Consider the following 23,686-nt stretch of genomic DNA (forward strand, 5'->3'; position numbering starts at 1 on the left):
AGTAACTTGGGAGCGCTCCCATACGACGGTTCCTGACCCGTTCGCGTCGAAGGGAAGAAGAAGCGCAATGCCACGACGATTGATGGCTCTCGCACGTCCCGCTCAACCGCCGGGCCGCTCCCGCGCCCGCCGGTCCGTACTGCTGGTCCTGCTCGGTGTGCTGCCCGCCCTCGGGCTGGTGTTCTTCGGCGGCGGCAGCGCCTCCGCGCACGGCGCGCCGATGGCACCGGGCAGCCGCACCTATCTGTGCTGGAAGTACAGCCTGTCCAGCACCGGGGAGGTCAAGCCGACCAACCCCGCCTGCAAGGCCGCGTTCGACAAGAGCGGGGCCACGCCGTTCTACAACTGGTTCGCGGTGCTGCGTTCGGACGGGGCGGGCCGGACCAAGGGCTTCATCCCGGACGGACAGCTGTGCAGCGGCGCGGCCACCGTCTACAACTTCTCCGGCTTCGACCTGGGCAGCAAGGACTGGCCGGTGACCCATCTGACCGCCGGTAAGTCGATGCAGTTCACCTACAACGCCTGGGCCGCGCACCCCGGTTCGTTCCGCAGCTACGTCACCAAGAACGCGATCGACCCGACGAAGCCGCTCACCTGGAACGACCTGGAGGACCAGCCGTTCAACACCGTGACGAACCCGCCGCAGACGGGCCCGGTCGGCACGGTGGACGGCAAGTACACCTGGACCGCCAATCTGCCCTCGGGCAAGAGCGGCCGCCACATCATCTACACCGTCTGGACCCGCTCGGACAGCCAGGAGACCTTCTACAGCTGCTCCGACGTGGTCTTCGACGGCGGCAACGGTGAGGTGACGGTGCCGGGCGCCTCCAGCGGCGGCAGTGACCCGACCGACCCGCCGACGGCCAAGTGCACCGCCACCCAGAAGACCACCAGCACCTGGAACGGCGGCTACCAGGCCGAGGTGACGGTGGCCAACACCGGCGCCACCCCCATCTCCTCCTGGATGGTCGACTGGACACTGCCGTCCGGGCAGCGGGTGGACAGCGCCTGGAACGGCAAACTGACCGCCACGGGCTCAACGGCATCGGTCACCAACGCCGACTGGAACGGCTCATTGGCGGCCGGAGCCTCGACGACCTTCGGCTATGCGGCCAGCGGTGGCTCACCCGACGCGACGGCCGCGCCGATCTGTATGGTGCACTGACTGTATGGCGCACTGACCCCATCCGCGCAGCGCGCTGACCCGCACAGCGCGCTGCCCCGACCCCCGATCCACGTGGTGCCCTGATCCGCTCCTCCGCCCTGTCAGGTGCACCTCACCCTGCCGGTCTGCCGCCCCCTTCCCCCTCGTGGGCGGCAGACCGGCCTTTCGGTGTCCCGAGGCGGTCGGCGAAGCCTTCCTCACTCTCGCGGGGCGCGGTCCGCATCAGATATGAGCGGACCGGACGGGCGCTTGCCCGCCTCCTCGGCGACGGCGACCATGACGAAGCCGACCACGGCCAGGGCGGCATTCGCATACAGCTCATAGCCGTCCAGGAACGGCACATAGCGGACCACCGCCCACTTCCCGAACCAGCCGATGAAGTGGTGGACAAGTCCGCCGAGGCCCAGGACCAGCAGCACGCTCCCCACCAACTCGCATGCTTTTCTCATGTGTTCGAGGCTAGGCGGCGGACCGGCGGGGGCGAGTCGGCCAAAGGTCTATGGCCCTGCGACTTTGGTCGATGCCCGCGTCCGAGGCGGCGACCGCGCCCCCGCTCGTCAGTAGATTCGTCGATATGGGCAGCTCAGACGCCGCGCGAACGGCGGACATCGAGGCGTGCGACAGCAAGCGCGTCAGGACGCGCCGCACCATGCGCGACTGGATCGTGGACGTGTGCTGCATCTCGGTGGCGGCCCTGTTCTCGCTGACGACCTCCGAATCGATGGCCACCGACCCTTCGGTGTCGGACGAGGCGCTGTTCGCCGACCTGATGGCCGGCGTCGTGGCCTGTCTCGCGCTGTGGCTGCGCCGCCGCCGGCCGGTCGAGCTGGCGCTGGTGCTGCTCGCCGCCGGCGTGGTCTCGTACTACGTCTCGGGGCCGCTGCTGGTGGCGCTGTTCACGGTCGCGGTGCACCGGCCACTGCGTACGGTCGCGCTGGTCGGCGGGGTGGCGCTGGCCCAGATCTTCGCCGCCCCGGCGGTGCACCCCGATCCCGACCTCGACTACGCCGGAGACGTGATTCTCGGGGCTCTGCTCGTCAGCGGCGCCATCGGCTGGGGCATGTTCGTACGCTCCCGGCGCCAGCTGCTCGAATCGCTGCGCGAGCGGGCCTCGCGCGCCGAGGCGGAGGCGGCGCTGCGCGCCGAGCGGACGCAGCGCCTGACGCGCGAGCGGATCGCTCGGGAGATGCACGACGTGCTCGCCCACCGGCTCTCCCTGCTGAGCGTGCACGCGGGCGCGCTGGAGTACCGGGCCGACGCGTCCCCGCAGGAGGTGGCCGAGGCCGCCGGGGTGATACGCAGCAGCGCGCACCAGGCCCTCCAGGACCTGCGCGAGGTGATCGGCGTGCTGCGGGCTCCGGACGCCGATGCCGACTCCGCCGCCGAGGGCAGCCCGCCCGACCAGCCGCAGCCGACCCTCGCCGATGTGCCGCGGCTGGTGCAGGAGTCGCGCCGGGCGGGCATGCGGGTGACGCTGTCGGACGAGGCGGGCGTCGCCGGGGCGGGCGCGGCGGCCGTGCCGGGCGCCACGGGCCGTACGGCCTACCGGATCGTGCAGGAGGGGCTGACCAACGCGCGCAAGCACGCGCCCGACGCGGAGGTGACGGTGACGGCGTCAGGGGCGCCCGGAGAGGGGCTGACCGTGGAGGTGCGCAATGTCGTACGCGCCCCGGTGCGCGCCCGCACCCCGGATGCCTCGCCGCGTGACGAGGACCGGCCGGGGGCGATCCCCGGAGCAGGCCAGGGCCTGGTCGGGCTGGCCGAGCGCGCGGCGCTGACGGGCGGCCGGCTGGAGTGCGGCCCTTCGGACGCCGGGGACTTCCGGCTGTACGCCTGGCTACCGTGGCCCGCATGAGCTCATCCCCACCGGAAGCCACCGACCCAGCCCCCGCCCCCGCGCCCGAACCCCCGCCCGCGCCCGCGCCCAGCCCCGGACCCGCGCCCTCCCCCACCCCGATCCGCCTGCTGATCGTCGACGACGACCCGCTGGTCCGCGCCGGGCTGCGGCTGATGCTCGGCGGCGCCTCCTCCGGTATCGAGATCGTCGCCGAGGCGTCCGACGGCACGGAGGTGGCCGCGCTCGTGGACCGCCACACCCCCGATGTCGTCCTGATGGACATCCGCATGCCGACGGTGGACGGGCTGGCCGCGACCGAGCAGTTGCGGCGGCGTGAACCGGCCCCCGAGGTGGTGATCCTGACGACGTTCAACGCGGATGAGCATGTGCTGCGGGCCCTGCGCGCCGGAGCGGCGGGCTTCGTGCTCAAGGACACCCCGCCGGCCGACCTCGTCGCGGCCGTGCGGCGGGTGGCGGCGGGCGAGCCGGTGCTGTCCCCCGCCGTGACCCAGCAGCTCATCGAGCATGTGGCGGGCCCCGGCCGGGACGGGCGGCGGGAGCGGGCCCGGGCGCTGCTCGGCCGGCTGAACGACCGGGAGCGCGAGGTCGCGGTCGCCGTGGGCCAGGGCAAGTCCAACGCGGAGATCTCCGCGGGCCTGTTCATGAGCGTCGCGACCGTCAAGACGCATGTGTCACGGATCCTGACCAAGCTGGATCTCAACAACCGGGTGCAGATCGCGCTGCTGGCCCATGACGCCGGCCTGCTGGAATGACGTCCCCCGCAACCTCACGGCGCGGTGAGCGGTTCGGCCCGGTAGGCCCGGTGCAGCAGGTCCAGGAAGGACGACGCCTCGGGCAGGGGCACGGAGCCGATCCGGCGCACCGCCACACCCGGCGTCCACGAATTCATGACCACGCCCCCGGCCAGCGCCGGCAGGCCGGCGAGCGTGACCTCCTGGACGCGCTGGGGGACGCCGAGGCGGTCCAGTTGCCGGCGGACGATGCTCATGGTGATCCCGCCCAGCACCTCGGCCCTGGGCCACACCACCGAGTCGCCGTCCCAGAAGGCGAGATTCCAGATCGTCGCCTCGCTGAGCCGCCCCCGCCGGTCGACGAAGGCGGCGTCGTCGAAGCCCTGTGCGACGGCCTGCCGGAGGAGATACGTCTTGGCCACCTCACCGACATGCTTCACCGCCGGGAGATACCGTTCGTGCTCGACCGCCGTCAGCGCCAGGGGGCCCTGCGGGCCGGAGGCGGGCGGTCCGGTACGGACCAGCACATCAGGCTCCGCCTCGGCCCCGGCCACGGTGAACTCGCCCGCCCGGGAGTAGACCGTGGCCGTCAGCGAGAGGTCGGCGGGACCGGCCTCCAGCGCCGCCCGCAGATACGACCGCACCAGGTCGTCGGGCAGTGCCCGGCCGAACAACTCCACCGAGGCGGTCCGCAGCCGCTCCAGATGGAGGTCAAGGCCCCGGACCTGGCCTGCGCGCACCTGCATGGCGGTGAAGTGGGCATGGCCCGCGAAGGCGAGCGGCGCCAACTCCTCGGCGGTCGCCGCCCGGCCATTACGGTGTACGACAAAAGAAGTCACAATCGCTCCAGCAGTACGAATCAGCAGTACGGATCAGCAGTAGGAATCAGCCGTACGGGCCAGCCCGTACGGAATCGGCCGAGCCGGCGAAACACTCGCTCGCGGGGCGACGTTATGGCTTCACATCGATGGGAAGGTCAAGCTCGGATGGGACGGGCCGCATGCTGATCGGGGAGTTGTCCCGGCACACCGGGGTCAGTACGCGGATGCTGCGCTACTACGAGGAGCAGGGCTTGCTCGAGGCCGGCCGCGGTCCCAACGGCTACCGCGAGTACGACGAGGACTCGGTGGTCACCGTGCGGCAGATCCGCGCCCTGCTGAAGGCGGGCCTGTCCACTGAGGTGATCCGTAAGGTGCTGCCGTGTGCCCGGGGCGAGCAGCCGGGCTTCGACTGGTGCGCGGACCTGCGGACCATCCTGCAAGGGGAGTTGGCGGCCATGGACGACCGTCTCGACGAGCTGCGGCGCAGCCGAGGCACGCTCGCCGACTATCTGGCGCAGCCCTGAGCCGGCTCGGAAAAAACGCCTGGACACGGATCCGCCGGCCCGCATACAGTGCGGGCACGCCCATGATCGAGGAAGGAGGCGAGAGCTATGGAAACCACCACGTTCACGCGCTCCCGCCCCTTGTCCACTGGGCGTACCTCCGTCTGATCACCGATCCGACCGGGAGCGCATCGCATTCCCGGAAGGAATCTCATGACCGATCTGGTCATCCGCGCGCTCACCGAGAGCGACGCACATCTCTTTCACACCCTGCACGACCCCGCGCTCGTCGGCCGCGCCCGCTTCGGCCACACCTACCGCACCCGCGCCGAGGGCGGCGAATACCGCCCCGACTGGACCTGGGTCGCCCTGCGCGACGGCCGTGTGGTCGCCCGCGCCGCCTGGTGGGGCGCGGCCGATGACACCAAGCCCGTTGCGCTGGACTGGTTCGACTTCGCCGACGGCGAGGCCGACGCGGCGGCGGAATTGCTGCGCACCGCCCCGTTCCACGCCGAGTACAGCCTGCTGGCGGCGCCCGGCTGGCGCGAGAGGCCCGAGGAGCGGGCCGCGGTGCGGGCCCGGAGCGACGCCGCCGTCGCCGCCGGGATGGAGCCGCTGGTGGAGCGCTACCGCTACGAGTGGACGCCCGAGTGCGGGCTTCCCGAGCGGCCGGGGCGGCTGGAGTTCCGGCCGGAGCCCGACGACGTGGTGATCGCCGACGTGCTGCGCCGCGTCATGCCGGGCACGCTCGACGCACACGACCTGCGGGCCATCGCGCTAGGGGGCGTCGACGCCCCGGTGCGCGAGCTGATGGACTTCCTGAACTGGTGCCCGTCGCCGCGCGAGTGGTGGCGGCTGGCGTGGACGCCCGAGGGGGAGCTGGTCGGCATCCAGGTGCCCGCGCACAACCCGAGCGGCCCGTGCGTCGGCTACATCGGAGTGGTCGAGGAGCAGCGCGGCCACGGCTACGCCTACGACCTGCTGGTCGAGTGCACGCACGACCTGGTGGAGCGGGGCGCGACAAAGATCGCGGCCGCCACCGACCAGGCCAACCTCCCGATGGCCGCGCACTTCGCCAAGGTGGGCTATCCCATCACCCAGGAGCGCATCGACCTCGTCTGATGCCCTGACCCGGCGGCGTCCTGCTGCGCGGCGCACCCCGCGTCGCGCAGCATGGTCCCTCAGGCACCGCTGAGGTGAGGAGACGTCAGTGCTGTTCGAGGTGTGGGCGCCGCGCGCCGGGCGGGTCGAGCTTCAGCTGGAGGGCCGTACGCACCCCATGGAGCGCGATCCGGCCCGGGAGGGGTGGTGGCGGGCGGTGGCCGAGGCCGGGCCCGGCGCGCGCTACGGCTTCGCGCTGGACGGCGGCGCGCCGCTGCCCGACCCGCGCTCCCGCCGCCGGCCCGACGGTCCCGAGGGCCTGAGCGCGGTCGTCGACCCCGCGGGCTTCCCGTGGCGGCGGGAGTGGCGGGGGCGGCCGCTGCCGGGCGCGGTCCTGTACGAGCTGCACATCGGCACGTTCACCCGCGAGGGCACCTTCGACGCGGCGGCCGAGCGCCTGCCGCACCTCGCCGGCCTGGGCGTCACGCACGTCGAGCTGATGCCGGTCTGCCCGTTCCCGGGGACACACGGCTGGGGGTACGACGGCGTGGCGCCGTGGGCGGTGCACGAGCCGTACGGGGGGCCGGAGGGGCTCGCGCGCTTTGTGGACGCCGCGCACGGCCTCGGCCTCGGCGTGGTCCTGGACGTGGTCCACAACCATCTGGGTCCCTCCGGCAACCATCTCCCGTCGTTCGGCCCGTACTTCACCGACACCCACCACACGCCCTGGGGGGCGGCCGTCAACCTGGACGCCCCCGGCTCCGACGAGGTCCGCGCGTACTTCCTGGGCAGCGCCCTCGCCTGGCTGCGCGACTACCGCCTGGACGGGCTGCGGCTGGACGCGGTGCACGCGCTGCGCGACACCCGCGCGCGCCACTTCCTCGCCGAGCTGTCCGCCGCCGTGGACGCGCTGGCCGCCCAGGTGGGCCGTCCGCTGTTCCTCATCGGCGAGTCCGACCTGAACGACCCGCGCACCACCACCCCGCGCGAGGCGGGCGGCCATGGATTGCACGCGCAGTGGAACGACGACTTCCATCACGCCCTGCACACTCTGCTCACCGGCGAACGGCAGGGCTATTACGCCGACTTCGCCGCCGAGGGGGCACATGCCCTCGCCAAGACCCTGATCGGCGGCTTCTTCCACGACGGCACGTACTCGGCGTTCCGCGGCCGCGGCCACGGCGCCCCGCTGAACACCCTGACCACCCCCGCGTACCGCCTGCTCGGCTACGCCCAGACCCACGACCAGATCGGCAACCGCGCGGTCGGCGACCGGCTCTCCGCCAGGCTCTCCCCCGGGTTGCTGGCCTGCGCGGCCGCCGTCGTGCTGTGCTCGCCCTTCACTCCGATGCTCTTCATGGGCGAGGAGTGGGGGGCGCGCACACCCTGGCAGTACTTCACGGACCATCAGGACCCGGAGCTGGCCGAGGCCGTACGCCGCGGCCGGCGCCGGGAGTTCGCCGCCCACGGCTGGGCGGAGGAGGACATCCCCGACCCGCAGGACCCGGCGACGCGGCTGCGCTCCTGCCTGGACTGGACCGAGCCGGCCCGCGAGCCGCACGCGGAGCTGCTCGACTGGCACCGGCGGCTGATCGCCCTGCGCCGCGCCGAACCGGCCCTGACCGACCCCCGGTGGTCCGCCACCCGCCTTTCCGTCCCCTCGGACGGCTGCATCGGCTTCCGGCGCGGCCCGCTGTGCGTCGTGATCAACCCGCACGACCGCCCGGCCGAGGCCCGGCTCGGCCCGCACGCCGCCGACTGCACACAGGTCGTCGCCGCCTGGCGGCCCACCGACCCGCCCACCGCGGACGGCACCCTGCGGCTGCCGCCGGAGACGGCCGTGGTGCTGCGGTGAGGGGGCCGGCGGGGCCGCGGTGTCGCTGCTCACCCCTCCCCGCCATACGCACCCCAACGCCACCAGCACCCCGCGGCAGACCCGCTCCATCCACCGCGCGGCGGCCCGCCTCACCAGCCCCGCACGGTACGCGCGCCACCCCGAGATCCTCACCGCTGCGGCGGCGCCGAGTGTCTGATGCTCAGGACGGTACTCGGACCGGGCGCGGCGGCGACCAGCCTGTCCACAGGCCGCGCCAGTCAATTCCTCTCCTCAGACGGGCCGCACCAACGAAGATGCGCTTCCCCTATGTGGCTCGGAGACGACGATCTCGTGGCCGCTTCCCGCGACGATCTCGCCCTGCGGTCCGAAAGCGATGGCTTCCACCAGGTACGGTCAGGCGGCACCCAGGGGCCGGTCGCCGTACTCGATGGAGACGGTAATCCTGGCGCCCAGAGCAGCCGCGTAGGTACGCATGGTCTCCAGGCTGTGGATCTCGCCCCGCTCGATCTGGGAGACCCGCGCCTGGGAGATCCCCGCAGAGGCCGCGACCTGAGCTTGGGTCAGGCCTTGCTCCTCCCGGATCTCACGCAGGTGGACCTTCAGCTCAACGAGTGGATGAGTGAGCGATCGGTTGACGGAGCGCGGCCGGATCAGCCCTCCTTAGGCTCCAGGCGCAGCGAGATCGAGTTGATGCAGTAGCGCTGGTCGGTGGGGGTCGGGTAGCCCTCGCCCGCGAAGACATGGCCGAGGTGGGAGCCACAGCGGGTGCAGCGGACCTCGGTGCGGACCATGCCGAGCGAGTGGTCCTCGATCAGTTCGACGGCGGAGGAGTCGGCCGGGTCGTAGAAGGACGGCCAGCCGCAGTGGCTCTCGAACTTGGTATCGGAGCGGAACAGCTCGGCCCCGCAGGCCCGGCAGGAGTAGACGCCGGCCGTCTTGGTGTCGGTGTACTCGCCCGTGAAGGCGCGCTCGGTGCCGGCCTCGCGCAGGACGTGGTACTCCTGCGGGGTCAGCTCCGCACGCCACTGGTCTTCCGGCTTGTCGATCTCGTACGACATGGACTCTCTCCTAGCTCTCCGGGCCGTTAGCTCTCCGGGCCGTCGAGGCTCCGCAGGCGGGCGAGGATCTCCGGACCGAGATCGGTGACATCGCCCGCGCCCATGGTGAGAACAAGGTCACCGGGCTTGGCCATTCCAGCGATCAGCTCGGGGATCGCGGTCCGGTCATGCTCGGCGGTGACGTCCGCGCCGTGCCGGGCGGCGGCGTCGATGATCAGGGCGCTGGTGATGCCGGGGACGGGGTCCTCACGGGCGGGGTAGATGTCGAGGACGACACTGGCGTCGGCGAGGGCGAGCGCCTCGCCCATCTCGGCGCCCAGCTCGCGGGTGCGGCTGAAGAGGTGGGGCTGGAAGACGACCAGCACCCGGCCGTCGCCGGCGCCGCCGCGGATCGCCTCGAGGTCGGCGGAGATCTCGGTGGGGTGGTGTGCGTAGGAGTCGATGACCTGCACTCCGGCCGCGACGCCCTTGAGCTGGAGGCGGCGCTTGACGCCGGTGTACGAGCCGAGGGCGGCGGCCAGCTCGCGGGCGGGGACGCCGAGGGCGGCGCCGGCGGCCAGGGCGGCGACGGCGTTGAGGGCGTAGTGGCGGCCGGGGACGGAGACGGTGAAGGTCAGCTCGCCGCCGACCGGGTCGTCCGCGAACAGGACGGTGACCTCGCTGGTCAGCCCGTGCTGCGCGATCTCCAGGACGCGTACGTCCGCGCCCGGGTCCTCGCCGTAGGTGAGGACCCGCAGGCCCGCGCGGCCGGTGACGCGGCCGGTCAGCTCGCGGGCGCCGGGGTGGTCGGCGGAGACGACCAGGGTGCCGCCGGGCCGGATCCGCTCCACGAAGGTCTGGAACGACTCGTGGATCTCGTCCATCGAGGCGTAGTTGGCGTGGTGGTCGAGCTCCACGTTGAGGATGATCGCGACCTCGGGCGCGTACTTGTGGAAGCTGCGGTCGCTCTCGTCGGCCTCGGCGACGAAGATCTCGCCGCCGCCGTGGTGGGCGTTCGAGCCGGGGGCGTCCAGGTCGCCGCCGATCGCGTACGACGGGTCGAGGCCGAGGGCGGTGAGGGAGACGGCCAGCATGGAGGTGGTGGTCGTCTTGCCGTGGGTGCCCGCGACCGCGATCGGGCGGGCGCCGTCCATCAGGCCGGCCAGCGCGTCGGAGCGGTGTATGACGGGGATGCCGCGCTCGGCGGCCGCGGCCAGCTCGGCGTTGTCGGCGCGGATCGCGCTGGAGACCACCACGCTGGTGGCGTCGGCCGCCAGGTGCTCGGCGGCGTGGCCGATGTGCACCGTCACCCCGAGCGCGCGCAGCGCCTCGACGGTCGGGGAGTCCTTGGAGTCGCTGCCCGCGACCCGCGAGCCGCGCATGGCGAGGATCTTCGCGATGCCCGACATCCCGGCGCCGCCGATGCCGATGAAGTGCGGTCGGGCCATCGCGTCGGAGGCAAAGCCGGCCGGTGCCATGTGCGGGTCTCCCCTGGGTCGCGGTTCGTCGCTGTCGGCCCTGATTCTCGCACCCTGCGGGGGCGGGTCCGGCGAAGGCCCGTCCAGCGCACCGGCGGGGGCGGGTGCGGGGTGCGTGCGCGGGGCGGGTGCGCGGGGCGGGTGCGCGGGGCCGGGTGCGCGGCGCGGGTTCAGGGTGCGGGCTCGCCGCGCACTCAGGCGCCCGTTGTCGGCTGCTCCTCGTCGGCCGCGTGCGCGAAGAGCTTGAGCACCGGGACGCCCACCTTGTGCCGCGCCCGCGACGCCCAGTCCCGGTGGAAGAACTCCTCCACGAAGTGCGGTGCGGTCAGCACGATCACCTCGTCGGCGCCGGCCTGCTCGACCACGCCGCGCAGCGCGTCCAGCGGGTGGCGCTCAACGACCTCCCCGCGGGCCTCGCTGCCCGCGGCGCGCAGGGCGGCGAGGGAGTGTCTCAGGGCGCGCTCGGCGGGCTCCAGCGCCTGCTGCCCCTCCGGTTCCTCCCGTTCCTGGACGGCGTGCTCCAGATCGCCGAGCGCGATGTCGTCGATCGCGCGCAGCAGCCGGTCCTTGCTGCCCCGCGGCTGCATGAGCACGACGAAGGAGACCGGGTCGTTCCCGTGCAAGGTGGTGACGAATTCCACGTCGTCGGGGCTCAGGGGCTTCTCGATCATCAACACGCTCGTGAACACTGCCGGCACCCTTTCCTGCGATTTACTCCGCACATTCCCTTATTTTCTCTTTTTTAACTAAACCCAATTATCGCCTTATTGCCGCTTCCGACGGTAGCTGGTGAAAAGAAACCCGGCGTCCTCCAGGACAGAAAAGAGAGTGAACCGTTCCGGTTCCACCAGCGCGGGGCCGTTGAGGATCCGCGCCGCGTCGCCCGCCGCCACCAGCGGGGCCAGCGACAGACACAGCTCGTCCAGGACCCCGGCCGCCGCGAACTGCCCGAGCAGCCTCGGCCCGCCCTCCAACAGCAGCCGGGTGAAGCCGCGCTCGGCGAGCGCGGCCACCACCCGCGCCGGTTCCACCCCGGTCTCCTCCCCCGCCAGGACCACCTCGGCGCCCGCCTCCCGGGCCGCCGCCAGGCGGTCCGCGGGGGCCTGCGCGCCGGTGACCACGAGCGTGGGCACCAGCGGCTCGGTGAACAGCGGCAGCGAGAAGTCGAGGTCCAGGCTCGCGCTGACCACGGCGATCGCGGGCACCGGTGGGCGCCCCCGCGCCGCCCGGCGCGCGACGAACGCCTCGCGGGCGCGGGCCGGGCGGTAGCCCTCCCGGCGTACGGTCTCGGCGCCCACCACGACCGCGTCGGCCAGCCCCCGCAGCACCCCGAAGATCCGCATGTCGGCGGCGGAGGACAGCGGCTGCGACCGCCCGTCGTGGTGGGCGGCCCCGTCCAGCGAGGACACCATGTTGGCCCGCAGCCAGGCCCCCGCGGGCCGCCCCGGCCCGGCGGGGAGGTCCGGGTAGGCATACGCCTCGGCCAGCTCGTCAAGACCCCACTCGCGGTCCTCCCATGAGGACGGTCCGGTGAGCGATTCGGCGGACGCTCCGCCAGACGTTTCGACGGACGACTCGGCGGACGACTCGGCGGACGACTCGGCGGACGTTTCGACGGGCAGGGGGAACAGGCGTCGCATACGCCGCAGTGTGACATGCCTCCCTATCCGGCGGTGACCTCCCCAGAAGCGACTACGCTGGGAGTTTGTGTCATCGCGAACCACACCGTCCGACAGGCCCGCGGGCCCGATAGCCGAGCAACCCCTCGCCATCCCCGCCGCCCCCGCCGCCCTCTCCTCCCGTACGCCGCACGTCCCCGCCGAGCGTCTGGTGGCGGAGATGGTCCCGCCGCCGCGCTTCTCGACGGTGAGCTTCGACAACTACATCCCCGACCCGGGGCAGCCCAGCCAGACCACGGCCGTGAAGGAGCTGGCGGCCTTCGCCACCTCCATCAGCGGCGGCCCGGGGACGGCGGAGCCCCGCCGCAAGGCCTGGTTCCGCCGGGAGGCCAGGCCCGCCGCGCCGCGCGGCCCGCGCGGGATGTATCTGGACGGCGGCTACGGCGTCGGCAAGACCCATCTGCTGGCCTCCCTGTGGCACGCCACCGCGGCCCCGCCCGAGCGGAAGGCCTTCGGCACCTTCGTCGAGCTGACCAACCTGGTCGGCGCCCTCGGCTTCCAGCAGACCGTGCGGACCCTCAGCGGCCACCGGCTGCTGTGCATCGACGAGTTCGAGCTGGACGACCCGGGCGACACGGTGCTGGTCTCCACGCTGCTCGGCAAGCTCGTCGACGCGGGCGTGGCGCTCGCCGCCACCTCCAACACGCTCCCCGGCAAGCTCGGCGAGGGCCGGTTCGCCGCGGCCGACTTCCTGCGCGAGATCCAGGGCCTGTCCGCCCGCTTCCGGACGCTGCGCATCGACGGCGAGGACTACCGCCACCGCGGCCTGCCGGAGGCCCCCGCCCCGTACTCGGACGAGACCGTCACCCGCGCCGCGCAGCGCACGCCCGGCGCCTCGCTGGACGACTTCCCCTCCCTCCTCGATCACCTCTCCCGGGTCCACCCGAGCCGCTACGGCGCGATGTGCGACGGGCTCGAGGCCGTCTGCCTGACCGGGGTCGGGCCGGTGCCCGACCAGTCGACCGCGCTGCGGCTGGTGGTGCTCGCGGACCGGCTGTACGACCGCGAGGTTCCGGTGCTGGCGTCCGGGGTGCCGTTCGACCGTCTTTTCAGCGAGGAGATGCTTCAGGGCGGCTACCGGAAGAAGTACTTCCGGGCGATATCGCGGCTCACCGCGCTCGCGCGGGACGCGAAGCGGCTGGCGGAGTAGCGCGGCGCCGGCGGCGGGCGAGTGAGCCGAAGGGGCGCGACCCTGTCGAAAGGGAGAGAGAGCACGGTCGACCGTCGACAGGGGCTGAGGCGCCCCGGAGGCGAACCGAGCCCTAATAAAGAGGCGCCGACGCGCGGCCGTGGCCGTCGATCAGATGGTTCCCGCGCGCGAATCCGCGTGATACACACGTGCGGTCACATTTCCTGTCCGCCAGCAGGGAGTTACCGCATGTCAGTAACGCGACGTCAGGTCCTGGCCCGCAGCGGCGCGGCCGGGGCCGCCATCGCTTTCGCAGGCAACATCTCCGAACTCTTCGCCGGTACGGCCGCGGCCGCCGAGCCCAGTCAGGAGGCCACCGCCGGCTCCGGCGGCTACGGCCCGCTCGTCCCCGACCCCGACGGCCTGCTCGACCTCCCCGAAGGCTTCCGCTACCGGGTGCTGTCCCGAGAGGGCGACGAGCTGCGCTCCGGCGAGGGCAAGGTCCCCAGCAACCACGACGGCATGGCCGCCTTCCCCGGCCGGGCCGGCGCCCGGGCCCGCACCCACCTGGTCCGCAACCACGAGAACCGCCCCACCGCCGCGATCCGCGTCCCCGCCGTCAAAGACCTCACCTACGACCCCATGGGCATGGGCGGCTGCACGGCCCTCGAACTCGACGCCGGCAACCGCGTCCTGGCCGAACACGTCGCCATCGCGGGCACCGCCGTCAACTGCGCAGGCGGCCCCACGCCCTGGAACACCTGGCTGACCTGCGAGGAGACCGAGGACAAGGCCGGCACCAACGGCTACACCAAAGACCACGGCTTCATCTTCGAAGTCGACCCGTACGACCCGCGCCGCACCGGCGCCGTGCCGCTGACCGCGATGGGGCGCTTCCAGCACGAGGCCATCGCGATCGACCCGCGCAGCGGAATCGTCTACGAGACCGAGGACGCCTTCGAGAAGCCCTTCGGCCTCTTCTACCGCTTCCTGCCGCGCAAGCCGCTCGGCGGCAGGGGGTCGCTGCGCGCGGGCGGCGAGCTGTACGCGATGCGCGTACCCGGCGTACGGGACCTGTCGACCGTCCAGGAGACCGGCACGTCCTTCCACGACATCGAGTGGGTGCCGGTCCCCGATCCGCTCGCCGAACAGACCCCCGTCCGGTTCCAGGACTTCGGCCCCAAGGGCATCACCCACGCGCAGAAGCTGGAGGGCTGCTACTGGGGCGGCTCGTCCGTCTACTTCGTCTCCAGCTTCGCCAAGAGCGCGGACGGCTCGGCCGCCGACCACTACGGGCAGATCTGGCGTTACGACCCGGAGCGCCGCCGCCTCACCCTCGTGATCGTCTTCGGACCGGGCACGGACATCCAGCTGCCCGGCGAGTCACCGGACAACATCACGCTCGCGCCCAGCGGCGGCCTGATGGTCTGCGAGGACGGCAACGGCGCGCAGCATGTCTTCGGGCTGAGCAGGCGCGGGGAGGTCTATCCGATGGCGCGGGGGCGGCAGAACCTCGGGACCCCGGAGGAACCCGAGTGGGGTGAGTTCGCGGGGGTGACCTTCTCGGCCGACCGGCGCACGATGTACGTGAACTGCTACACCCCGGGCACGACCTTCGCGGTGACCGGGCCCTGGCGCCACTGAGTCCCCGGCTGCGGCCTGCGCGGCCTGCTGCGGCGCTCAGCCGGAGCAGGCCGTGCGCTGGGCCTCCTGCCACTCGCAGACGGGGCACAGCGTGACCCCGGGCCGCGACGCGGGGTGCTCGGTCGGCTCGCCGCACAGCACGCAGTCCGCGTACGGCGGGCCGACGGCGTCGTCGTGCGGGCGCGTGCGGCGCGTGGGGCGCGTGGGGTCGTCCGTACGGTCGTCCATGCGCCCGACCCTACGCCGGGGCAGCCCGAGCGCCGGTCGGAACGTCAGGACCGCCGTGAGCTGAGCGCGCAGGCCAGCGCGGTCGCCCCGGCGGCGGCCGCGCCGGTCATGGCGAGCGGCAACAGGGGCAGCGTCACGGTGCCGGTGTGCGAGTCGCTGACCAGGTCGGACACGGCGGCGTTCGCGGGCGAGGCCGAGACCACCAGGACCAGCAGCGAGGCGAGCGCGGTGGCCAGGATGCCCCAGCCGGTGCTGAGCAGCAGCGGACGGCTGAGCAGCGCGCCGATCGCCGTGCCCAGCAGGACACAGGTGAGAGCCGCGAGCAGACCGGCGGCCGTCGCGTCCAGGCGCGAGACGTCGATCCGCTGGTCGGAGGTCTTCGGATCGCTGATCAAGGCGATGAACAGCGCCCCCACGACGCCGAGCCCGGCCGCCGCGGACACCCCGGTGAGCACGGAGCCGAGGTGGACCCGGGCGGGGCTGGTCGCCGCGGCGGCGCAGTTGCGCGCCGCGGACGGCTCGTTACTGACGCACACGCGCACCAGCCACGCCGCGATGGGCAGCAGGGCGGCCGCGGCGTACCCGAGGGAGTCGAGGATCGGCTGGCCCGCCCTCAGGCCGATGGCCATGAACGCGCCGTAGAGGACGACCGGCGGCACCCAGCGCTGCGAGCGGGCCAGCAGCGCGGCCTGATAGCGCAGCAGCGCGGGCAGCGCGCGGCCGGCAGCCTCGGCCCCGGCCGGCAGCGGTACGGGCGCGGGCCCCGCGCCGGATCCCAACCCGGATTCCCGCCCGGGCCCCCACCCAGGTCCCCGTCCGGGCCCCCGCCCGGATCCCCACCCGGGTCCCCGCCCGGGTCCCCGCCCGGTTCGCTCCTCCGACCCGCCGCCGGCCGCCCGGTCAGGGGCGTGCCCCGGGGCCCGCTGCTCCTCGGCCGCTACGGGCGTCACCGCGCGGATGTGCCACGGCGGACGGGCGGTGAGGAGCGCGCGGAGCAGCGCGTCGGAGTGGGCGGCGGCGACCGTCAGCCGGACGACGTGGGCGGCGCCACCCCGGCCCGGCTCGCGGACCGGGGCGCCCGGCAGGTCATCCGGCACCGCGCCCCCGGGCAGGCCCTCGGCCTCCACGCATACGCGCGCCTCGGCCTCGGCCGCCTCGGCCGCCTGCCCGCGCGGCGGTGCGGGCCACGAGTCCGCGAGGCGCCACGCATCGGCGGCGGACGAGTCACACACCGCCGCGGGCCCGGGCTCTCCGGACTCATCCGGGCCGGGGGCCACCCGGCCGCCCGACGACGGCGTGCCCTCAGGACCCAGCACCCGGACCGCACCGTCCGGCAAACCCCCCGGGACCGGGCCCGGCCCGGACTCCCCCGGCCCGTACCCGTCAGCGGCCCCCGGCTCCCCCAACCCCTGCGGCCGGGTCGGCGGGGCGCTTGGGAGCGGTGCGGCAGGCGTGGCCGGCACCCGTGCGAGCCGCGTGTCCGTGATGCTGAGGACCTCGTCGGCGGTGGCGGCCAGGCGGCGGGGGTCGTGGTCGACGTAGACGACCGTGGCGCCGGCGGTGACGCGGGAGCGGACCGCCTGGTCCAGCGTGGCGCGGGCGGCCTGGTCGAGGCCGGTCCAGGCCTCGTCGAGGATGAGCAGGTCGGGGGCGGCCAGGAGGGCCTGGGCGACGGCGACCTTTTGGCTGGTGCCCTTGGACAGCTCGGCGAGAGGGGTACGGGCGTGTCCGGCCGCGTCGAAGCGCTCCAGCCACTCGTCGGCCCCGCGGGCCGCCGCGGCGCGGCCGAGGCCGTGGAGGCGGCCCAGGTGGGTGAGGTAGCCGAGGGCGGTGAAGGGCAGGTCCGCCGGGAAGCGCTCGGGGACGTACGCGGTGCGCGGCCGGGCGGTGATCCGGCCGATGGTGGGGGCGTCGATGCCGGCGAGGAGCCGCAGGAGGGTGGACTTCCCGCTGCCATTGCTCCCCATCACCCGGACCAGCGAGCCCGGCCGTATCTCGAGGTCGACGCCGCGCAGCACCCAAGCCCCGCGCAGGCCGTAGCGGCGGCCAACTCCGGTCAGTCTCATGACCGTTGAGCCTATGCGGTCGCAGCCGTTCCGGGGGCACGGGTGGCGCGGGTGGCACACTGGGGCGCGTGACCAGCTCCGACACCCCTCCGGACACCCCCCTCAGCTCCGGCGACCGCGTCCGTACCAGCCCGTTCCGGCACGCGGAGACCGACCGGGACGCCGCGCCGCAGTTTGTGCTGCCCCTGGTGGTGCGCATCGAGAAGGCCGCGCCGCCCGCCCGTACGGACGCCCTGGAGACGGCGGCGCGCGCCGTGCTGGTCCTGTTGTCGGACGAGCGGGCGACGGCGCCGGACGGCGAGTGGGCCGAGGCCGTACGGAGCTGGCAGGACGCCCGGATCCGCAAGGTCGTACGGCGGGCGCGGGGCGCGGAGTGGCGGCGGGCCGAGGCGCTGCCGGGGATCACGCTCGCCGGCCGGGCGGCCGTGGACGGCGGGCCGTCGGCGGCGGAGGTGCGGGTGTTCCCTCCGGTGCCGCTCGACGGCTGGCCGAAGGATCTGGCCAAGCTACAGGTCTCGGGCACCGACCTGGACGACCCCGAGCCGCCGCCCGCGCCGGACCTGACCGCGCCGGTGCTGTGGCTGAACCCAGAGGTCTCCATGTCGGCGGGCAAGGCGATGGCGCAGGCCGGGCACGGCGCGCAGCTCGCATGGTGGGAGTTGGACGACGCGGCCCGCGCGGCCTGGCGCGCGGCGGGCTTCCCGCTGTCGGTGCGCACCCCGCCGGCCGAGCGCTGGGCCCGGCTGGTCGCCGGCGGTCTGCCGGTGGTGCGCGACGCGGGGTTCACCGAGATCGCGCCCGGGCCGACCGTCGCGGTCGAGGGATACGAGCGCGTCGGCGCCCTGCCCGAACACGCTCATCGACCGGTAATCTGATCCGCCGCCGGCCGGAGACGGAGAAAGCCGCCTCCGGTGGGGGCCACGGCGGCACGGCGCGTGGCTCCGAGACGGGAGAACCGACATTGCGCGCCCAGCGCCTTATGCCCGACTATCGCACGCCGCTTCCCGAGCGCCTCGGGTCAGGCGCTGTGCGGCGGCCGCGGTGGGCGCGGCGCTCCGCGCCGGCCGTGATCACCAGGGCGGCAGCGACCATCGTGCACAACAGTCCCCAGGCCGGCGTGAAGCCGTCGGTGAGGTCCACGAGGAGACCGAGTGCGGGCGGGACAGCGATGATGGCCGTCTGGTTGACGGACATCGCCAGGCCCAAAGCGAAGCCCGTCCTGTTCCGCGGGGCGACTTCGGTGACGTAGGCGACCCACGGGCCGTACCAGCCGAAACCGAAGAAGCCGAGCCACACGAGGAGGGCGCCGGCGCCGACCGGCGACCGTCCGGCCGGCGTCATCAGCGCCGCCAGCCCGGCGATCACCGCGACCATGCAGACCATGACGGTGACATAGCGCCCGGCCTTGATCCGGTCGCTCCAGGCGGCCAGGCAGACGCGGCCCGCGACGCCCGCGCCCTGGACCGCCACCAGGACCAGGGCCGCCTGCCCGACGCCGACCGACGCCACCCGGTGGAGGTGCAGCACCGTCAGGAGGCTCACGCCGGACTGCACCGAGATCAGACTGGCCCCGGACAACATGATCTTCGTCATGGACGGTTCGCGGAGCATCCGCAGCCGGGCGCGGAGCTGTGCCGCGAGCCCGGCCCGCGGCTCCCTGTCCTCCGGGCCGGGCAGAGCGGGCGGGTGACGGTAGTACCCCACGAAGGCGCCCGCCCCCGAAAGCGCGACAAGGCCGCCGGTGAGGAGCGTCGCCCGCCAGCCGAACTCCTTCGCGACGAGCGGGAGCAGAGCCGAGGCGAGCGCCGCTCCCAGCGGCAGTCCGGCCTGCCGGATGCCCATCGCGACGCCTCGCTGGGACGCGTCGAACCAGGACGCCACCGACTTGCTCCCGCCCGGCTGCACGGTGCTGTAGCCCGCGCCGACCACGAGCAGCACGATCAGCAGCGCCGCATACCCCGACGCCAGACTCCCCACGCACAGAGCTGCGGCGACCACACCGGCGCCGATCCCGACCACCCAGCGCTCGCTGTAGCAATCCAGCAGCTCGCCGGCGACCAGCAGCCCGACCAGCGGCACCAACTGAGCGGCCGACACCAGCAGGCCCAGCTGAGCCGTGTCCAGGTCCAGGGCGCGCTGGAGGTGGACGCCCAGCGCTCCGATGCCTCCGGTGAAGAAGCCGGACGCGGCCTGCGTGAAGGTGGCGACACCCAGAACGACCCAGCGATAGCGCCACGGGTCCCGGTCCGGCCGCGTGGTGGGTCCGGTGAGGTGTTGTGTCATGCCAGGCAGATTGTTGTAATAGTCTTATGCATCTCAACCCTTACGGCGAAGATGCGGTGAACCTGGCCGCGGATCTGGCCAACCGCCGCCCGCACAGCGCGGACGAGCTCGCTCACCGATGCCGTGCGGCCGGACTCATGCCGGAACGTCCGGTGACGGCGCGCGACCTCGACCTGGCCCAGGACGCACTGGACACCTGGGAGAAGATCGTCGATGCCACCGGGGAGCAGGAGCGCGCCGAGGTGCTGAACCGGATGCTGGCCGACGCCGCCGCATATCCGCGGCTGACCTCCCACACCGACGCGGGGTGGCACCTGCACTACCGCGACGCCGAACAGCCGCTCGGTCCCACGCTCCGCACGCTGTTCGCCGTCGGCACCGCGCTGCATCTGGCCGGTCGCGGCATGCACCGGCTACGGCGCTGCGAAGTGACCGAGTGCGACACGATCTTCGCCGACACCTCGCGCACCGGGCGACAGCGCTACTGCTCCCAGCGGTGCGCCAACCGCGACGCCGTGCGTCGGCATCGCGCGCGGGCCACGGTCACCTGACAGGCAAGTGGCATCTGCTACCTGCCGCCTCGGCGGCGGATCGCGCGGGTGACGACCGGCGGGAGGACGTCGGCGGCGAGCCTGCGCACCGGGCTGCGGCGGCGCGGCACGGACTGCTCGGAGGGCGCGGACGGGGCGGCACGGTCCGGCTTCGGGCGCTCGGGGCCCGGCTCGGCGGCGGCGTCGGGCTCGCGGATCTCGTCGGCGTAGCGGGACCGGGGCGCGGCCGGGTTGGGCGGGCGGCCCGAGAAGCGCAGCACCCGCTGCCCGGCGATCTCCTGCACGCTCAGGTGCATCCCGGCGCGCCACTCCTCGTCGGCGAGCAGTTCCTCCTGGAGCGGCTCGGGGTCGCCCCAGGTGCCGTAGAGCTTCTGGGTGCTCAGGCACACCGGTCGCAGCCCGCGCAGGAACACCGCCTCCCAGGTGGCGGCCGCCACGCCCGGGGTGTGCTCGGAGCGGAAGTCGTCCAGGACCACCACGCCGGTCGGCACCAGCGCGGTGCGGGCGGCGTCGATGTCGCCCGCCACGTGCTCGTACAGATGCGAGGCGTCGACGTGGACGAAGCGGCAGCTGTCGGGGGCGACATGGCGCGGAACGAGGGAGGTGGGGCCCTGTACGACGTCGGGCAGTGCGTCGTGGAAGGCCAGGTAGTTCTGTTCGAAGGCGACCCGGGTCAAGGTGGCGTACGACTTCCTGGCCTCCGCCGCGTTCCGCTCGTCGGGCGCGGGCGCGTCGAAGAGGTCACAGACGGTGAAGCGCTCGTCCCTTCGCAGATAGCCGGCGGTGAAGATGGCGCTCTTGCCCAGGTAGGCGCCCATTTCCAGCAGGTCGCCGCGCTGTCCCAGCCGTTTCTGCCGGGCCAGGAAGCGGTTGAAGAGCACTTGGTCCAGGCTGGGGAACCAGCCTTTGACCTCGTGGAGATCGCGGGGGCGCTGCGCCGCGCGGGGGGCGGTTGCCGTCATGGTCTGTCCTCGGTCGCTTGCGGTGGGGGGAACCGGCCGCCACGTTGGCAGCGGCAGGCAACACCGCGTCGTACCCGCTGTGAGCGTTCTGTGACCGAAGCACCGTCAGCAAGTGCTCCCTCAGAAGCGCAGGACCGCCACTATGCGCTCGTACCCCGCCAGGGAGTCGTCCGGGACGAAGGCGATCTCCCCACCCCGGTCCAGCGTGGTCTCGATGATCTCGTCCACGATGTCCTCCAGCACCGCCGTGCCCAGCTCGGCGGGCGAGGTCTCCTCCGGGTCGACCGGGGTCAGGTGCTCCCCGGTGACCTTCACCGTCCGCTGGTAGTTCTCCTCGACGGCGAGCAGCTCGATCCGGCCTTCCTTGCACACCTGCCACACCTCTTCGAGACCGGCGGCGAAGGCGCGGCGCCCCTGCGCCTGCCCGATGCGTTCGAGGACGCGCTCGGTGTGCCGCTCCGCCTGCTCCCGCAGGGCGGGGCGGAGCGCGTCGGTGAGGGCGCGGGCGGGGCCGTTGGTCAGCCCGCCCTTGACGACCTTGCTGACGGCCGCCTTCGCCGCCGAGCCCACCTCCTCCAGGAGGCTCAGCGCGGGCGCGAGGCCGACCAGGGAGAGCGGGCGCGGGTCGGTGGCCAGCAGGGAGTCCAGGGCGGTGTCGACCTGCCGCAGATAGGTCCGGGTCCCCTCGTCGTCGTACGGGCCGGGGACGTCGCCGATCCGCTCCTCGCGCTCGGCGTCCTCGTTGTGCGTCGGCTCGGGCGCCAGAGGGAAGCCCGCGGCCCGCTCCTCCTGGAGTGTGCTGTCGCTGCCGCTCCACAGCGCCGTACGGTCCACGGAGACCGCCAGCACCCAGTAGGGGCGGGTCCGCTCCCGCGCGGCGACGAGGTTGCGGGTCAGGAAGGTGTCGCTGAAGACGACGCGCTCGGGCGCGGTCCTCGGCAGGGTCCACACCTCGTTCTCGCCCTTGGCCGCGAAGATCACCAGCGAGTCCAGGGCGTGGCGCAGGTCCACATCGGCCATGGCCCGGTCGAGCTGCCCGCTGACGTCGTAGCGGGCCTCGCGCGGCACGTCCGGATCCGCCTCCAGGCGGCGCTTGGCCTCGGCGACGAGGTTGCGCAGACGTACGGTGTCCGCCGGGCGGTAGGGCTCGCGGCGGTGGGTCGGCAGGGTGATGGTGACCGCGGGGTAGGGGCGCCTGGCGCGGAGGGCTGTCAGCGTGCGGGATGTCAGTCCGGTGGTACGCATCCGTTGCCTCTCGCCTTTTGACGTGTTTATCCAGCATCACCCAGGACCGGCGGCGGCGCATCGCGGGGCTTGTCCGGCTGCGGCGCGGCGCCTCCACACGTCTCATCATGCGAATGTCGTCTTGGCCGGCTCCGTATGGACTGGTACGAATGGCGTTGTGCAGCTCACACCTCTCGTGGCACGCCTCCACGTAGACCTCCGGCGCACCGCCAGCGCCACTTGTCGCGCCTGACGGCGTCCCTGAGCGATCGCGCATTCTCTTTCTTCTGGTTCTTCTGGTTCTTCCGGTTCTTCCGGTGACGCCTGTCCGCGTCTCCGTCCATGCCGTTGGTTCCCCCGGCCCTGCCGGAGCGCCCATGCCCGCCCTGTTGAAAGGCCGACGGCCCGCCGTGCGTGCGGCCGCGGCCGCGACCTGACGAACCTTCCGCACTTTTCTCTCTTACCGGAGTCTGTCTTTCAGGAGGCATGGATGACCGTCACAGACCTTCAGTCCGCCACCGCGGTGGCGCTGTCCATCGAACCGCTGGGGCCCTCGTTCGGCGCCCGGGTGCACGATCTGGATCTGACCGCCGCGGGCGACCCGGAGATCGCGGCGGTACGGCGCGCCCTCGTCGCCCACAAGGTGCTGTTCTTCCCCGGCCAGCGCCTCGACCCCGACAGTCAGGTGGCGCTCGGCCGGAGGCTGGGGGAGACGACCGCCTCGCATCCGGTCGTGCCCGGGATCGACAAGGGCCACGCGGAGATCTACGCGTTGGACGCGGCCGAGGACGGGTACGCGGACGTGTGGCACACCGACGTCACCTTCGTGCGCAGGCCGCCGATGGCTTCGGTGCTGCGCGCCGTTCAACTGCCGCCCACCGGTGGGGACACCAACTGGGCCGACCTGCAACTCGCGTACGACTCGCTGTCCGCCCCGGTGCGTGATCTGGCCGACCGGCTGACCGCGGTGCACGACGGCAGCCGCGCGTTCGGGTACTACCTCGCCCAGCGCGGTGGCGAGGGCAGCGAGTGGGAGGGCGAGCGGTACCGGTCCCTCGACCCGGTCGAGCACCCGGTGGTCCGCGTACACCCGGAGACCGGGCGCAAGGGCCTGTTCGTCAACCCCGGCTTTACCTCTCACATCGTTGGTGTGTCGGACGCCGAGAGCCGGGGCATCCTGGACCTGCTGTACGCACATCTCCAGAAGCCCGAGCACATCGTGCGGCATCGCTGGCACCCCGGTGACGTGGCGATGTGGGACAACCGGTCCACCGCCCACTACGCCAACCGTGACTACGGCGACTTCCGCCGGATCATGCACCGCATCACCCTGCGCGGTGATGTGCCCGCCGGGCCGACAGGTTGATGAGAGGCCCGTGTGAAGAGAAG

24 protein-coding genes and 1 pseudogene are annotated in these 23,686 nt (G+C 73.0%); 13 read left to right on the plus strand and 12 right to left on the minus strand.

From position 1 onward, the window contains the following. Window positions 1–67: 67 nt before the first annotated feature. Window positions 68–1,165, plus strand: a complete 1,098-nt coding sequence (locus ACWY4P_RS13520) for a lytic polysaccharide monooxygenase auxiliary activity family 9 protein (protein WP_456210788.1) — start codon at window positions 68–70, stop codon at window positions 1,163–1,165. Between the two features lie 197 nt (window positions 1,166–1,362). Here ACWY4P_RS13520 and ACWY4P_RS13525 read toward each other — a convergent pair whose 3' ends face one another. Further along, the gene (locus ACWY4P_RS13525; RefSeq protein WP_456210789.1) at window positions 1,363–1,614 is read right to left on the minus strand and encodes a hypothetical protein; all 252 of its coding nucleotides are present in this window, start codon (window positions 1,612–1,614) and stop codon (window positions 1,363–1,365) included. Window positions 1,615–1,739: 125 nt separating this feature from the next. Between ACWY4P_RS13525 and ACWY4P_RS13530 the strand changes: the two genes are divergently transcribed. After that, window positions 1,740–3,020 (plus strand): sensor histidine kinase, encoded by a 1,281-nt coding sequence (locus tag ACWY4P_RS13530; RefSeq protein WP_456210790.1) that lies wholly within the window; start codon window positions 1,740–1,742, stop codon window positions 3,018–3,020. Continuing rightward, window positions 3,017–3,775: a response regulator transcription factor gene (locus ACWY4P_RS13535; RefSeq protein ID WP_456210791.1), complete on the plus strand. Its 759-nt coding sequence runs from the start codon at window positions 3,017–3,019 to the stop codon at window positions 3,773–3,775. The genes ACWY4P_RS13530 and ACWY4P_RS13535 overlap by 4 nt, the downstream gene beginning before the upstream one ends. Window positions 3,776–3,789: 14 nt before the next feature. On the opposite strand, the gene ACWY4P_RS13540 is transcribed toward ACWY4P_RS13535, so the two are convergent. Further along, window positions 3,790–4,593 (minus strand): aminotransferase class IV family protein, encoded by an 804-nt coding sequence (locus tag ACWY4P_RS13540; protein ID WP_456210792.1) that lies wholly within the window; start codon window positions 4,591–4,593, stop codon window positions 3,790–3,792. 161 nt (window positions 4,594–4,754) lie between these two features. On the opposite strand from ACWY4P_RS13540, the gene ACWY4P_RS13545 reads away from it, so the two are divergent. From ACWY4P_RS13545 to ACWY4P_RS13560, 4 genes are all read left to right on the plus strand, one after another. After that, window positions 4,755–5,099 (plus strand): MerR family transcriptional regulator, encoded by a 345-nt coding sequence (locus ACWY4P_RS13545; protein WP_456210793.1) that lies wholly within the window; start codon window positions 4,755–4,757, stop codon window positions 5,097–5,099. A gap of 192 nt (window positions 5,100–5,291) precedes the next feature. Next, window positions 5,292–6,200 (plus strand): GNAT family N-acetyltransferase, encoded by a 909-nt coding sequence (locus ACWY4P_RS13550; RefSeq protein WP_456210794.1) that lies wholly within the window; start codon window positions 5,292–5,294, stop codon window positions 6,198–6,200. 88 nt (window positions 6,201–6,288) lie between these two features. Next, entirely contained in the window at window positions 6,289–8,034 is a 1,746-nt protein-coding gene (gene treZ, locus ACWY4P_RS13555) for a malto-oligosyltrehalose trehalohydrolase (RefSeq protein ID WP_456210795.1), read from the plus strand. A gap of 19 nt (window positions 8,035–8,053) precedes the next feature. Then, on the plus strand, window positions 8,054–8,212 hold the full coding sequence (locus ACWY4P_RS13560; protein WP_456210796.1) for a hypothetical protein: 159 nt from the start codon (window positions 8,054–8,056) through the stop codon (window positions 8,210–8,212). Window positions 8,213–8,409: 197 nt separating this feature from the next. Here the strand turns inward: ACWY4P_RS13560 and ACWY4P_RS13565 are convergent, their stop codons facing one another. The 5 genes from ACWY4P_RS13565 to ACWY4P_RS13585 all read right to left on the minus strand — a co-directional run bounded on the left by ACWY4P_RS13565 (window position 8,410) and on the right by ACWY4P_RS13585 (window position 12,171). Continuing rightward, complete coding sequence (locus tag ACWY4P_RS13565) at window positions 8,410–8,670, minus strand: helix-turn-helix transcriptional regulator (RefSeq protein WP_456212917.1); 261 nt, start codon at window positions 8,668–8,670, stop codon at window positions 8,410–8,412. Continuing rightward, window positions 8,667–9,074 carry a peptide-methionine (R)-S-oxide reductase MsrB gene (gene msrB / locus ACWY4P_RS13570; protein WP_456210797.1) on the minus strand — a complete coding sequence of 136 codons (408 nt, stop codon included), beginning with the start codon at window positions 9,072–9,074 and terminating at the stop codon, window positions 8,667–8,669. Before msrB ends, ACWY4P_RS13565 begins: the two co-directional genes overlap by 4 nt. Before the next feature lie 26 nt (window positions 9,075–9,100). After that, complete coding sequence (gene murC, locus ACWY4P_RS13575) at window positions 9,101–10,531, minus strand: UDP-N-acetylmuramate--L-alanine ligase (protein WP_456210798.1); 1,431 nt, start codon at window positions 10,529–10,531, stop codon at window positions 9,101–9,103. A gap of 194 nt (window positions 10,532–10,725) precedes the next feature. Next, a complete protein-coding gene (locus tag ACWY4P_RS13580; protein WP_456210799.1) occupies window positions 10,726–11,202 on the minus strand; it encodes an indole-3-glycerol phosphate synthase in 477 nt (158 codons plus the stop codon). A gap of 93 nt (window positions 11,203–11,295) precedes the next feature. Then, entirely contained in the window at window positions 11,296–12,171 is an 876-nt protein-coding gene (locus tag ACWY4P_RS13585; protein ID WP_456210800.1) for a pyrimidine reductase family protein, read from the minus strand. Window positions 12,172–12,280: 109 nt separating this feature from the next. Between ACWY4P_RS13585 and zapE the strand changes: the two genes are divergently transcribed. Then, entirely contained in the window at window positions 12,281–13,360 is a 1,080-nt protein-coding gene (gene zapE, locus ACWY4P_RS13590) for a cell division protein ZapE (protein ID WP_456212918.1), read from the plus strand. 228 nt (window positions 13,361–13,588) lie between these two features. Then, window positions 13,589–14,983 (plus strand): PhoX family protein, encoded by a 1,395-nt coding sequence (locus ACWY4P_RS13595; protein ID WP_456210801.1) that lies wholly within the window; start codon window positions 13,589–13,591, stop codon window positions 14,981–14,983. A gap of 36 nt (window positions 14,984–15,019) precedes the next feature. On the opposite strand, the gene ACWY4P_RS13600 is transcribed toward ACWY4P_RS13595, so the two are convergent. Both ACWY4P_RS13600 and ACWY4P_RS13605 read right to left on the minus strand, forming a co-directional pair. Next, window positions 15,020–15,211 carry a hypothetical protein gene (locus ACWY4P_RS13600; protein WP_456210802.1) on the minus strand — a complete coding sequence of 64 codons (192 nt, stop codon included), beginning with the start codon at window positions 15,209–15,211 and terminating at the stop codon, window positions 15,020–15,022. A gap of 1,507 nt (window positions 15,212–16,718) precedes the next feature. After that, window positions 16,719–17,277: pseudogene (locus ACWY4P_RS13605) on the minus strand (ATP-binding cassette domain-containing protein); the annotation flags it as partial. Between the two features lie 68 nt (window positions 17,278–17,345). Between ACWY4P_RS13605 and ACWY4P_RS13610 the strand changes: the two are divergent. Continuing rightward, window positions 17,346–18,152, plus strand: coding sequence for a peptidyl-tRNA hydrolase (locus ACWY4P_RS13610; protein ID WP_456210803.1), 807 nt, complete (start codon window positions 17,346–17,348; stop codon window positions 18,150–18,152). A gap of 112 nt (window positions 18,153–18,264) precedes the next feature. Here ACWY4P_RS13610 and ACWY4P_RS13615 read toward each other — a convergent pair whose 3' ends face one another. After that, complete coding sequence (locus ACWY4P_RS13615; RefSeq protein ID WP_456210804.1) at window positions 18,265–19,560, minus strand: MFS transporter; 1,296 nt, start codon at window positions 19,558–19,560, stop codon at window positions 18,265–18,267. A gap of 26 nt (window positions 19,561–19,586) precedes the next feature. On the opposite strand from ACWY4P_RS13615, the gene ACWY4P_RS13620 reads away from it, so the two are divergent. Further along, window positions 19,587–20,111 carry a CGNR zinc finger domain-containing protein gene (locus ACWY4P_RS13620; protein ID WP_456210805.1) on the plus strand — a complete coding sequence of 175 codons (525 nt, stop codon included), beginning with the start codon at window positions 19,587–19,589 and terminating at the stop codon, window positions 20,109–20,111. 17 nt (window positions 20,112–20,128) lie between these two features. Here the strand turns inward: ACWY4P_RS13620 and ACWY4P_RS13625 are convergent, their stop codons facing one another. Further along, window positions 20,129–21,073, minus strand: a complete 945-nt coding sequence (locus ACWY4P_RS13625; protein ID WP_456210806.1) for a class I SAM-dependent methyltransferase — start codon at window positions 21,071–21,073, stop codon at window positions 20,129–20,131. A gap of 120 nt (window positions 21,074–21,193) precedes the next feature. Continuing rightward, window positions 21,194–22,318 (minus strand): baeRF3 domain-containing protein, encoded by a 1,125-nt coding sequence (locus ACWY4P_RS13630; RefSeq protein WP_456210807.1) that lies wholly within the window; start codon window positions 22,316–22,318, stop codon window positions 21,194–21,196. 175 nt (window positions 22,319–22,493) lie between these two features. Between ACWY4P_RS13630 and ACWY4P_RS13635 the strand changes: the two genes are divergently transcribed. Continuing rightward, window positions 22,494–22,550: a putative leader peptide gene (locus ACWY4P_RS13635; RefSeq protein WP_456212919.1), complete on the plus strand. Its 57-nt coding sequence runs from the start codon at window positions 22,494–22,496 to the stop codon at window positions 22,548–22,550. Window positions 22,551–22,787: 237 nt separating this feature from the next. Further along, window positions 22,788–23,663 (plus strand): TauD/TfdA dioxygenase family protein, encoded by an 876-nt coding sequence (locus ACWY4P_RS13640; RefSeq protein WP_456210808.1) that lies wholly within the window; start codon window positions 22,788–22,790, stop codon window positions 23,661–23,663. Window positions 23,664–23,686 lie beyond the last annotated feature (23 nt).

It is taken from the genome of Streptomyces sp. LZ34 (genome assembly GCF_053890475.1).

Excerpts from the sequence above, each read along its gene's own strand:
- msrB (WP_456210797.1), bottom strand. The coding sequence starts at position 9,074 with ATGTCGTACGAGATCGACAAGCCGGAAGACCAGTGGCGTGCGGAGCTG.
- ACWY4P_RS13585 (WP_456210800.1), bottom strand. The coding sequence starts at position 12,171 with ATGCGACGCCTGTTCCCCCTGCCCGTCGAAACGTCCGCCGAGTCGTCC.
- ACWY4P_RS13640 (WP_456210808.1), top strand. The coding sequence starts at position 22,788 with ATGACCGTCACAGACCTTCAGTCCGCCACCGCGGTGGCGCTGTCCATC.
- ACWY4P_RS13545 (WP_456210793.1), top strand. The coding sequence starts at position 4,755 with ATGCTGATCGGGGAGTTGTCCCGGCACACCGGGGTCAGTACGCGGATG.
- murC (WP_456210798.1), bottom strand. The coding sequence starts at position 10,531 with ATGGCACCGGCCGGCTTTGCCTCCGACGCGATGGCCCGACCGCACTTC.
- ACWY4P_RS13595 (WP_456210801.1), top strand. The coding sequence starts at position 13,589 with ATGTCAGTAACGCGACGTCAGGTCCTGGCCCGCAGCGGCGCGGCCGGG.
- ACWY4P_RS13600 (WP_456210802.1), bottom strand. The coding sequence starts at position 15,211 with ATGGACGACCGTACGGACGACCCCACGCGCCCCACGCGCCGCACGCGC.
- ACWY4P_RS13530 (WP_456210790.1), top strand. The coding sequence starts at position 1,740 with ATGGGCAGCTCAGACGCCGCGCGAACGGCGGACATCGAGGCGTGCGAC.
- ACWY4P_RS13535 (WP_456210791.1), top strand. The coding sequence starts at position 3,017 with ATGAGCTCATCCCCACCGGAAGCCACCGACCCAGCCCCCGCCCCCGCG.
- ACWY4P_RS13625 (WP_456210806.1), bottom strand. The coding sequence starts at position 21,073 with ATGACGGCAACCGCCCCCCGCGCGGCGCAGCGCCCCCGCGATCTCCAC.
- ACWY4P_RS13620 (WP_456210805.1), top strand. The coding sequence starts at position 19,587 with ATGCATCTCAACCCTTACGGCGAAGATGCGGTGAACCTGGCCGCGGAT.
- ACWY4P_RS13615 (WP_456210804.1), bottom strand. The coding sequence starts at position 19,560 with ATGACACAACACCTCACCGGACCCACCACGCGGCCGGACCGGGACCCG.
- ACWY4P_RS13525 (WP_456210789.1), bottom strand. The coding sequence starts at position 1,614 with ATGAGAAAAGCATGCGAGTTGGTGGGGAGCGTGCTGCTGGTCCTGGGC.
- ACWY4P_RS13550 (WP_456210794.1), top strand. The coding sequence starts at position 5,292 with ATGACCGATCTGGTCATCCGCGCGCTCACCGAGAGCGACGCACATCTC.
- ACWY4P_RS13580 (WP_456210799.1), bottom strand. The coding sequence starts at position 11,202 with ATGATCGAGAAGCCCCTGAGCCCCGACGACGTGGAATTCGTCACCACC.
- ACWY4P_RS13520 (WP_456210788.1), top strand. The coding sequence starts at position 68 with ATGCCACGACGATTGATGGCTCTCGCACGTCCCGCTCAACCGCCGGGC.
- ACWY4P_RS13630 (WP_456210807.1), bottom strand. The coding sequence starts at position 22,318 with ATGCGTACCACCGGACTGACATCCCGCACGCTGACAGCCCTCCGCGCC.